The sequence below is a fragment of the Tardiphaga sp. genome (genome assembly GCF_044340795.1).
In the GTDB taxonomy this organism is placed as follows: Bacteria; Pseudomonadota; Alphaproteobacteria; order Rhizobiales; family Xanthobacteraceae; genus Tardiphaga.
On sequence record NZ_JBIISY010000254.1, the window covers coordinates 1 to 8,168 of the forward strand.

The 8,168-nt window shown below is 63.6% G+C and carries 9 protein-coding genes and 1 pseudogene; 5 read left to right on the top strand and 5 right to left on the bottom strand.

The annotated features are described in order from the left end of the window. Both ACIQ17_RS27610 and ACIQ17_RS27615 read left to right on the top strand, forming a co-directional pair. Positions 1–389 (top strand): hypothetical protein (locus ACIQ17_RS27610; protein WP_398472558.1); only part of this gene is annotated, 389 nt, incomplete at its 5' end. 111 nt (positions 390–500) lie between these two features. Beyond that, entirely contained in the window at positions 501–2,171 is a 1,671-nt protein-coding gene (locus tag ACIQ17_RS27615; protein ID WP_398472559.1) for an ABC transporter ATP-binding protein, read from the top strand. Here ACIQ17_RS27615 and ACIQ17_RS27620 read toward each other — a convergent pair whose 3' ends face one another. After that, a complete protein-coding gene (locus ACIQ17_RS27620; RefSeq protein WP_398472560.1) occupies positions 2,172–2,795 on the bottom strand; it encodes an FMN-binding negative transcriptional regulator in 624 nt (207 codons plus the stop codon). Positions 2,796–3,020: 225 nt separating this feature from the next. Beyond that, complete coding sequence (locus ACIQ17_RS27625) at positions 3,021–3,272, bottom strand: hypothetical protein (RefSeq protein WP_398472561.1); 252 nt, start codon at positions 3,270–3,272, stop codon at positions 3,021–3,023. Positions 3,273–3,491: 219 nt separating this feature from the next. On the opposite strand from ACIQ17_RS27625, the gene ACIQ17_RS27630 reads away from it, so the two are divergent. Next, on the top strand, positions 3,492–4,517 hold the full coding sequence (locus ACIQ17_RS27630) for a PrsW family glutamic-type intramembrane protease (RefSeq protein ID WP_398472562.1): 1,026 nt from the start codon (positions 3,492–3,494) through the stop codon (positions 4,515–4,517). A 117-nt stretch (positions 4,518–4,634) separates the two neighbouring features. Continuing rightward, positions 4,635–5,210, top strand: a complete 576-nt coding sequence (locus ACIQ17_RS27635; protein ID WP_398472563.1) for an HdeD family acid-resistance protein — start codon at positions 4,635–4,637, stop codon at positions 5,208–5,210. Between the two features lie 54 nt (positions 5,211–5,264). Here the strand turns inward: ACIQ17_RS27635 and ACIQ17_RS27640 are convergent, their stop codons facing one another. Genes ACIQ17_RS27640 through epmA form a run of 3 tightly spaced genes read right to left on the bottom strand, consistent with a single transcriptional unit; the run spans position 5,265 to position 7,724 of the window. Continuing rightward, positions 5,265–5,543: a hypothetical protein gene (locus tag ACIQ17_RS27640; protein ID WP_398472564.1), complete on the bottom strand. Its 279-nt coding sequence runs from the start codon at positions 5,541–5,543 to the stop codon at positions 5,265–5,267. A 37-nt stretch (positions 5,544–5,580) separates the two neighbouring features. Further along, positions 5,581–6,681: a lysine-2,3-aminomutase-like protein gene (locus tag ACIQ17_RS27645; RefSeq protein ID WP_398472565.1), complete on the bottom strand. Its 1,101-nt coding sequence runs from the start codon at positions 6,679–6,681 to the stop codon at positions 5,581–5,583. Further along, entirely contained in the window at positions 6,678–7,724 is a 1,047-nt protein-coding gene (gene epmA, locus ACIQ17_RS27650; RefSeq protein WP_398472567.1) for an EF-P lysine aminoacylase EpmA, read from the bottom strand. Before epmA ends, ACIQ17_RS27645 begins: the two co-directional genes overlap by 4 nt. Before the next feature lie 135 nt (positions 7,725–7,859). Between epmA and ACIQ17_RS27655 the strand changes: the two are divergent. Then, a pseudogene (locus ACIQ17_RS27655) lies at positions 7,860–8,168 on the top strand (elongation factor P); the annotation flags it as partial.

An 8,168-nucleotide genomic window follows, 5' to 3' on the forward strand; every position in this document is an offset into this window, starting at 1 on the left:
GTGGCAATACGCCAGAGCCGGAGCGGCTCACCGCCTCGCGGCTGCAACAGGCGCGCGTGGCGCAGGCGTCCGAGCAGATCATCGAGAAGACCAAGGGCATCGAGGCCACACAGCAACAGTCCATCGACCAGCTGCAAGTGGTGCAGGACCAGTTGCAGACCATGCAGCGGCTGCTGACCGCCCAGCAGAACGACACCCGCAAGCTGACCGAACAGGTCGGCACCCTCACCGCCACCCTCGACAACCTGCGCCAGTCCTTTGCCAGCACCTCGGCCGGTGACGACAAGGCCAGCGCCCGCGAGACACCAAGTCGCTCGCGCTCCCGCGCCACGGTGAACAACCGTAACCGCTCCAAGGCGGCCGCGGTTCAGCGCAAGCGCGCCCGCTAGCGATCCCAGATCAGAATCGTTCCATGGCGGCCGATCGGTGCTGGCCATGGCCGATACCCTCTGCTAGCCAAGCGCCCCCGCAGCGTCGATTGCCTTGCACAGAACGTCCTCATGAAAACGTCCGCCAGCAACAGCCCGGTCGCAGAGATCCTTGTTGCCTATTGGAGGTCCGACTGGCGGGCGCTGCTCTCGGTGGCCGCCATCGTGCTGTTGTCGAGCGCCAGCAGCATTACCGCGCCCTATCTGTTTTCGCGCCTGATCGACCGGCTGCCAAAGGAGGCCTTCGCCCTCGATCTCGCCTGGGCTTTCGTCGCCTACGCCGCTCTGGTCGGCTTTGCCTCGGCACTGTTGCGGATCGTCCAGTTCCTGTCGGTCATCACGGCGGAAAATCTCGGCTTCATCGCCAGCACGCAGTTCTTCAATCGCATCCTGAAGAAACGCGCCGAATTCTTCGTCGCTCACAATCCCGCCGAAATACAGAATGCCGCCACGCAAGGTCGCGGCGCGCTGGTGACTTTCGTGCAGATCGGCTTGATCGTGCTCGTTCCGAGCGCACTGCAGATCGCCCTCACATTGCTCACGCTCGGTGCCCTGTTGAATCTGCAGGTGGTGGCGACGGTCATTGCCTATGGCTGCGTCGCAATCGGTCTTGCCGTGATCGTGTCACGCCGCTCCAAAGGCAGTCTCAGCGCCGCGATGACCGCCGCCCAGGACAATGCGCGCTTTGTCGGCAATGCGATGAACGCCATGGAAACGCTCCGCCATCTCGGCAGCCATCACTGGATGAGCCAGCGCTTCACCGAGAAGGCGCGTAATGTGCGCGATCACTGGCACGCCTACATGCTGCGGGGTATCGCCATGTCGGTCATGCTCGGCCTCAGCCTGGCTGCGCAATTCGCCATCAATTTCCTGCTGTTGCTGCCGAACTACCAGGCCGGCGCCCTGACCATCGGCGATCTCGTGCTGTTCAACACGCTGCTGCTCCAGCTCAATCATCCGTTCGAGATGATCGCCAATACGCTGGACAATTTCGCCCGGGCCCGCGCGCAGCTCGTCCCGCTCACCGCCATGTGGCAGGCGCCGGAAGAGGACGAGTCCCCGCACAGCACGCGCTTTGCGCCACAGGACGGCCGAATTCTGTTCGAATCCGTCGGCTTCGCCTATGGCAATGGCCGCGGCATCAGCGACGTCAGCTTCACCGCGCGCCGCGGCGCCATCACCTTCATCGTCGGCGACACCGGCTCCGGCAAATCCACCATCTTCAAACTGGCCCTGAAATCCATTGAACCGCAGCAGGGCCGCATCCTGGTGGACGACATCGAGTTCGCCAGCATCTCCCGAGCCGACTGGTACCGGGCCGTGGCGGTCGTCCCGCAGGATGTGGTGCTGCTCAATGAAAGCCTCGCCAACAATATCCTGCTCGGCCGCCCGCGCGATGACACGCGCCTGCGCGACGTGGCAGCCAAGGCCGCAATCCTTTCCTTCATCGAGGCGCTGCCTGCAGGCTTCGACACCAACGTCGGCGAGCGCGGCCTCAAACTGTCCGGCGGCGAGCGCCAACGCATCGCCATCGCCCGCGCGCTCTATGGAAATCCGAGCGTGCTGTTTCTCGACGAAGCCAGTTCGGCGCTCGATGATGGCACCGAGCGGGACATCATGAGCCACGTCCGCGCCCTCTCCGCCGACGTCACGGTGTTGGCCATCACCCATCGACGTTCGGTGATCGCTCCGACCGACACAGTCGTCGAACTCGGCGCCGAGGCCCGCGCGATCGCTCCATGATCAAGCCGGGCCGGATTGAGAATCCAGATAGCGCGCCATCGTCTCGGCCACCTGCCGTTCCCGCAACGTCCCGGCATTGAGCGACGCCCGCACGCGCGTCTGGTCATCCGCATTGTTCTGCTGCGACAGCCGCAACTGCACGTCGACATGATCGACCTCGATGGTGAAGCCGACGATGCCGGGTAGCAATTTATCGACATAGGCGCTGTCGAGCCTGGCAGCCTCCCATGGGCTGCCATCCGGCTCCATCAGGGCGCTGAGATCCAGCACCATCTGCCGCAGGCGTTCGCGGTCCTGGGTCACGCAGGCGCGGCCGCGAATCTGCACCGCCACGTAATTCCATGTCGGCGCTCGCGGGCTGGTCGTGTACCAGGATGGCGAGATATGCGTGTTGGGGCCGAGGAAATTCACCAGCACCGGCGCGGCGTCGAGCTCTTTCCACTGCGGATTGGCACGCGCCATATGCCCGACCAGACCCGGCTGCGTTCCCCGCTCCACCATGAATGGCAGATGCGACGCCATCAGGCTTACGCCCGCTGTGATCAGGCATCCCAGCCTGATCTCCTCGACCAGTTGCCAAGCAAGAACCGGATCGTCCGATCGGAATGCGGGAGGGACGTACAAGGGAGCCTCTGGGAGGGAGTCGGAACAGCGCTCTTCGATTTCTAGCCGATGCGCGGCGACTGGACCACTTCCAAATCCATGACACGGGACCGGGCGTTCGCCTACCCGCTATCTCCCACCGGATACGACGCATCCGGCACCACAGCGCAGACCGTCGAGCGGGGCAGGAAACGGACCTCACGCCCGTTAACGGCCGCTGCCGGCGCCGCGATCGCTCAGATGATACTAGCGCCGCCGCGCGACGGCCACGCCCAGCAGGAACGCCACCAGCAGCGATCCCAGCGGCGCTTCGCGGGCGACATTGGCGAGAATGCTCAATGGCATGCCCGGCTTCTTGCCGGCCTCGAAAGTGTCGCTGACGCGATGGGCGGCGTCTTTCACGGTGTCGACCACTTCGGACAAGGTAGATTTCTCCTCGGGTACGAGCGCCACGCCTTCATAGATGAAAGGGGGTGTCGTCTGTGCGTCATCGGCCATGGTCTGGTCCCCGTCTCGGCAATTGTTTCAGGAGCAATCAGTCGGACGGCATTTGGTTCCGTCACACTCTTTTGGTCGCCCGCGGCGAAGGCAAGCGCCCCCCGTTGACGTCGAAACGTCCGCATTTAATGGATTTCGCGGTCAAGCGGACGATGACAACTGAGGGGTGCGACCACCGAACCCTTCCCCACCGCACCCGCGCCCTATACTTAATCCGGCATGGAAGGCCTCGAATCGCTCCCCACCGTCATCGGTATCGCCGCCGTTGCGCCCGCTCTGCTGGTGCTGTGGCTGGTCATTGCCGCGGATGAACGGCCGGGGCCGCCGGGTCTGGTCTGGGCGTCGTTCCTGCTCGGCGCCGCCAGCATCTCCCTGCTCGGCTATGCACGGGCGCTGTTCGCGGGCATCCCCGGTCTCACCGACGATCCGACATGGGCCATGGTCCTGCACGCCGTGTTCGGCATCGCCGCACCTGAGGAGATCGTCAAAATCCTGGTGATCTTGGCGGTCTCGACCCAGCGCGCGCGCACCGCCGATCCCATGGACACCGTGGTCTATGGCGCCGCCGCCGGCCTCGGTTTTGCGGCCTATGAAAACCTGATCTATCTCCTCAGCTATCCCGAAATGTGGCGCACCCTGGCGGTTTTGCGCAGCGTCCTCACGGTGCCGTTCCATGGCGCGCTCGGAGTCATTGCCGGCGCCTATATCGCCATTGCACGATCCGGCCGTGCGCTCGGCGCCCATCGCCGCGACAGTCTTGCCTTCATCCGGACGCCACTCTTGATCGTGCTGGCGCCCATCACGCTGCATGCCTGTTACGACCTGCCGCTGCTCACTTTGCAGCAGCATCCGGAAATCGTCGGCCTCGGCCGCCGCGCGCTGGAAGGCGCCGGCATGCTGTTCGGCTTCGGGACCATTGCACTGGCCGTCCGACTGGTGCGCCGGATCGGCGCTCATCACGCGCCGCATACGGATGTGTCTCGCGAACGCCTCGCACAATTGCGCAGCATGTGGGCGCTGACCTTTGCCGGTGGCGCTGCGGGCTTTGCCGGCACCGCCTTCCTGATCTCGTCGCTGCGCCATTGGTACAGCAATCCCGAGCGCAGCGTGACCATGGTGCTGGTCCCGCTCGGCGTCACCTCAATCCTGATCGGCATTGTCTTGCTGGTACTGACCAGCGCCGCCTACTTCTTCGGCCGCAACCGCATGCGCACGGTGGCGCCGGCGATACCTGTCCGGCAGTAACATCCAATAAAAATCGCAAAAAACTGATCAGATGCATCGGGCTTTCGCTTTGCCGCAAGCTTGCAGCTATAGTTATGGCTGCGAGACGCCTGCACGCCCCAGATCAGGATGATGCCCATGACCATGCCCCCGGATTTCGCCGACCTGCAATCGAAGATGAGCGAGACCGTCCGCAATCACTGGAAGGCCTTCCTGATCGAGGGCATCCTGCTGGTGATCCTCGGCCTCGCCGCCATGATCGTGCCACCCATCGCCAGCATCGCGGTCACCGTGATGCTCGGCTGGATGTTCTTCATTGCCGGCATCGCCGCGCTGCTGATGACTTTCTGGGCGCGACAGGCGCCGGGCTTCATCTGGTCATTGATATCGGCCGTGCTCGGCATCGCCGCCGGCATCATTCTCTTGACGCGGCCGGCCGAGAGCACGCTGACATTGACCGTGGTGGTGGGGATCTATTTCCTCGCCGAGGGCGTCGCCACCATCATGTATGCGCTTCAGCACCGCAAGGAATTGTCGGAGCGCTGGGGCTGGATGGCCTTCTCCGGCCTGATGGATATCCTGATCGCGTTCTTCATCATTTCCGGCCTGCCCGGCTCCGCCGCCTGGGCGATCGGCATCCTGGTCGGAATCAATCTGCTGATCGGAGGCTCGTCGCTGATCGCGATGGCGCTGGCGGCGCGCAACAAGTCGTGATCTGTAGGGTGGGCAAAGGCACCCTTGCGCCGTGCCCACCCTACAATCCTGCGCTCAGCACCCCTTGCAGATATTCTTGATCGCGCGATCGAGTTCGCGGTCCTGCGCATCGATCCGGCTCGGATCGTTCTTGCCGGTCTCCGGCGGCAGATCGCTCGGGCGCGGCTGACGATGGCCGATCGGCGCCTCCGGCACGCTGCCGCTCGCGGGCGTCTGCGTCGTGGGCTGCGCCCTCAAATTCTTCGGCGGCAGATTGCGCTGCGAATCCTGAGCCAAAGCCAATGAGTGCCCGAGCACGAACAGACTCGCCGTCATCACGAACAGTGTTTTCATTTGCTGTCTCCAACACCGACCTTGTGGAAGCGGATAGTCAGGCTTTCGGTGGATAAATATGCATGTCGCCGCAGTAGTCCACCACACGATAGCTTGATTCCGATGACGTGGCACCGGCTGCGTCGACATTCGTCACGACATCTTGCGCCAGATAGTCCGGCCCGATCGGCGCCTTGCCATAACCGCCGGGGATATCGAGCACATAATCGGGCTGGCAGAGGCCGGACACATGGCCGCGCAGCGCGCGCATCAGCGCCTGCCCCTCGGCGATGGTGGTGCGCAAATGTGCCGTGCCCGGCGCGAGGTCGCCGTGATGCAGGTAGTAGGGTTTGATCCGGTTCTCGACAAAGCTGCGCATCAGGGCCGTGAGCGTTTTCGCGTCGTCATTGACGCCCCGCAACAGCACGGACTGGCTGACCATGGGGATGCCGTTGTCGATCATGCGCGCGCAGGCAGCTTTGGCGGCTTCGGTGAATTCGCGCGGATGATTGGCATGCAGCGCCACCCAGGTTGACGCCCCCTTCACGCGCAACGCCGCCACCATCTCGTCGCTGACCCGCGCGGGATCGGCGACCGGGACGCGTGTATGCAGGCGAATGATCTTCACATGATCGATCCCGGCAAGATCAGTCATGATCTCGGCCAGCCGCCGCGGCGACAGCATCAGGGGATCGCCGCCGGTGAGGATCACTTCCCAGATCTCGTCATGGGAGCGGATATAGTCGAGCGCTTTCGTGTAGGCCTCGCGCGACAGCGCGGTCTCCTTGCCCGGCCCCACCATCTCGCGGCGGAAGCAGAACCGGCAATAGACCGCACAGACATGCACGAGCTTGAACAGCACGCGATCGGGATAGCGATGCACGATGCCATCGACCGGCGCATGGGCATGATCGCCGATCGGATCGTCGCGCTCGTTCGACTGTGCATCGAGTTCGCGTGCATCGGGGATATATTGCCGCGCAATGGGATCGTCGGGATCGCTGCTGTCGATCAACGCGGCCACCGCCGGCGTCACCGCCACAGCATAGCGCGCGGCCACGCGCTCGAGCTCGGCCAACGCCTGCTCCGGCGCGAGACCTTCGGCCACCAGCTCAATTGCCTGCCGCAGCGTCGCGGGAATTTTCACGATCCTGTTCATACCGGCGGTGTCCACACGACCTGATCGATCCTCGTCGCCCCCGCGGCCAGCATCACCAGCCGATCGAACCCAAGCGCAACACCCGACGCCGGCGGCATGGCCGCGACGGCTGCAAGAAATTCCTCATCGAGCGGATAGCACTCGCCATAGCGGCGCTCTTTCTCGTCCATGGCTTCGACGAACCGACGACGCTGCTCATCGGCATCCGTAAGCTCGCCAAATCCATTCGCAAGCTCGACCCCGCAGGCATAGACCTCGAAGCGCTCGGCAACATCGGGATTGGTCGCCTTGGTCCGCGCCAGTGCGGCCTCCGGGGTCGGATACTCGTAGAGCACCGTCATCCGCCCCTGCCCGAGATGCGGCTCGACATGCTCGACTAGGATCTTGCTGAAGATATCCGACCAGGTGTCGTCATCGGCGACCCGAACGCAGCCTTTCGCGGCCTCGGCGAGCGCCTCTCTGTTTCCCTCGTGCTGCCGCACGGTTGCCGCAAGATTCACGCCTGCAAAGCGTTCGAACGCATCAAAGACCGTGAGGAATTCCGGTGGCAAAGTTGCGTCGGCTTTGTGACCGCGGAAGCTGAATTGGCGCATGCCCGTCGTCTCGGCCGCGAGCTGGATGACCGCGACCGTGTCCCGGATCACAGCGTCATAGTCCTCATTCGCCCGGTACCATTCCAGCATGGTGAATTCGGGCAGATGCCGATCGCCGCGCTCACGGTCCCTGAACACCCGCGCCAGCTCGAAAATGCGCGTTTCGCCCGCCGCGAGCAGTTTCTTGCAGGCAAATTCGGGCGACGTGCGCAGATACCGTGCGCGTTTCTCCCCATCATGCCCGGTCAGATCGGCTCTTGGCGCATGCAGATGCGTCTCGTTGCCCGGCGACACGACCAGCGCCCCGGTTTCCACCTCCGTGAACCCCCCGGCCTCGAACCAGGCCCGCACGGCACGCGTTATCTGGCCACGCGCGGTGAGGAAACCGCGGCGGTCATTGTGGCGGTTTGGGCTCCACCAGGGTGAAATCGGGGTGGTTTCGGGGGTCAAAGTGCCGCCTTTTTCGGTTGCAAGGCGCTGGCATTCCGACCGCAAATCAGTATGTTGCAGCCCGAAATCGCTTCGCAGGCCGCGTGGCAATCGTGCCCCATCCGGCCTCGGCCGACAAATTCAGGAAAATTCGCTGTGAGAGTCATCGCCAGTTCTATTCGCAAGGGCAACGTCATCGAGCAAGACGGCAAGCTCTATGTCGTTCTGTCCGCCGAAAACATCCATCCCGGCAAGGGCACCCCGGTCTCGCAGATCGAAATGCGCCGAATCAGCGACGGCGTGAAGATCTCGGAGCGCTACAAGACCACCGACCAGGTGGAAAAGGCGACCATCGAGGACCAGAACTTCTCCTACCTCTATCAGGATGCCGACGGCTACCACTTCATGAACCAGGAAACCTATGACCAGGTCCAGGTTCCGCCGGACGTTATCGGCAATTCCGCG